General features: G+C 73.2%; 1 protein-coding gene and 1 pseudogene. Both read left to right on the top strand.

All coding sequences use genetic code 11. The annotated features are described in order from the left end of the window. The coding region (locus GT030_RS05715) for a CHAT domain-containing protein (protein WP_161200135.1) at positions 1-420 on the top strand (420 nt) is incomplete at its 5' end. Between the two features lie 39 nt (positions 421-459). After that, a pseudogene (locus tag GT030_RS05710) lies at positions 460-1,001 on the top strand (tetratricopeptide repeat protein); the annotation flags it as partial.

Raw genomic sequence — 1,001 nt, 5'->3', positions numbered from 1 at the left:
TGCCACGGGGTGAGCGAGCCGGACGATCCGTCCGGGGCCCGGCTGCTGGTGCACGACCACCGGGAACACCCACTGACGGTGCGTCATATCTCGCGGCTGGAGCTGCCGGGCGCCCGGCTCGCCGTGCTGTCCGCCTGCGAGACCGCGCGGGGCTCGGAGCGGCTGGCGGACGAGTCGATCCACATCACCTCGGCCTTCCAGACCGCCGGGTACCCGCACGCGATCGGCACCCTCTGGCCGGTGCACGACGCTGTCGCGGTACGCGTGACGCGGGCCCTGTACGGGGGGATGTGCGACGCCCTGTCCGCCTCGGCGGAGCTGGACGCGGCCCTCGCCCTGCACCACGCCGTACGGGAGTGCCGGGCGGCCTTCCCCGGCAGCCCCAGCCTGTGGGCCGCCCATGTGCACTCCGGGGCGTAGGGCCTCCGGAGCCGGACGAGAAGAGGAGGGGGTCCGGACATGGCCCTCGGACGGCGCAGGAAACGCGGGGACGACGGTCGCCCGGACACCCCCGAACCGGCACTGCCCCCGGCCGCCGACCTGGTCTTCACGATGCTCAATGAGGACGGCACCGAGGAGGAGATCAGCCGCGTCGGCCTGCCCCCGCACGAGTTCTACGGCATGCGCGCCAACTCGGCCCATCAGCGGCTCGGCCCCGAACACCCGGAAACCCTGCGGGCGTTCCGCGACTACGCCCGTGTGCTGACCCACATGGAGGGTCGCCAGGATGAGGCGCGCGAGCGGCTGATGGCCCTGGTGTACACCCAGTCCCGGACTCTCGGCTACGTCCACGAGGACACCCTGACGACCGCCGCCGACTTGGCCGGACTGATGCACGTGACGGGCGAGTTGGGCAAGTCGGAGGAGGTGTGGCGCAGCATGTGGACCAGCCGCGCCGGACTCCTCGGGCCGGACCACCCGCACACCCTGGACAGCGCGTCCTCCCTGGCCTCGGTGCTGGAGGACCTGCGCCGCGAGCCGGAGGCGGCCGCCCTGCGCCG

The sequence above is a fragment of the Streptomyces sp. SID1328 genome, assembly GCF_009865595.1.
Classification (GTDB): Bacteria; Actinomycetota; Actinomycetes; order Streptomycetales; family Streptomycetaceae; genus Streptomyces; species Streptomyces griseoluteus.
This window is presented reverse-complemented; position numbering and strand designations above follow the sequence as displayed.